Annotated in this window: 1 protein-coding gene; it reads right to left on the reverse strand. The window is 59.5% G+C overall.

Annotated features, from left to right (window positions below):
- On the reverse strand, positions 1-523 hold a 523-nt coding region (locus ACK3CR_RS27035), incomplete at both ends, for a collagen-like domain-containing protein (RefSeq protein WP_488976372.1).

Genomic DNA, 523 nt, shown 5'->3' on the forward strand with positions numbered 1-523 from the left:
GTCCAGCAGGTCCGATGTCACCAGTAGCACCCGTAGGTCCAGCAGGTCCGATGTCACCAGTAGCACCTGTAGGTCCAGTTGGTCCAAGGTCGCCAGTAGCACCTGTAGGTCCAGTTGGTCCAAGGTCGCCAGTAGCACCCGTAGGTCCAGTTGGTCCAAGGTCGCCAGTAGCACCCGTAGGTCCAGTTGGTCCGACATCACCAGTAGCACCCGTAGGTCCAGCAGGTCCGATGTCACCAGTAGCACCTGTAGGTCCAGTTGGTCCAAGGTCGCCAGTAGCACCTGTAGGTCCAGTTGGTCCAAGGTCACCAGTAGCACCCGTAGGTCCAGTTGGTCCAAGGTCGCCAGTAGCACCCGTAGGTCCAGTTGGTCCAAGGTCGCCAGTAGCACCCGTAGGTCCAGCAGGTCCGATGTCACCAGTAGCACCCGTAGGTCCAGCAGGTCCGATGTCACCAGTAGCACCTGTAGGTCCAGTTGGTCCAAGGTCGCCAGTAGCACCTGTAGGTCCAGTTGGTCCAAGGTC

This window comes from Priestia sp. TRM10 (genome assembly GCF_057808375.1).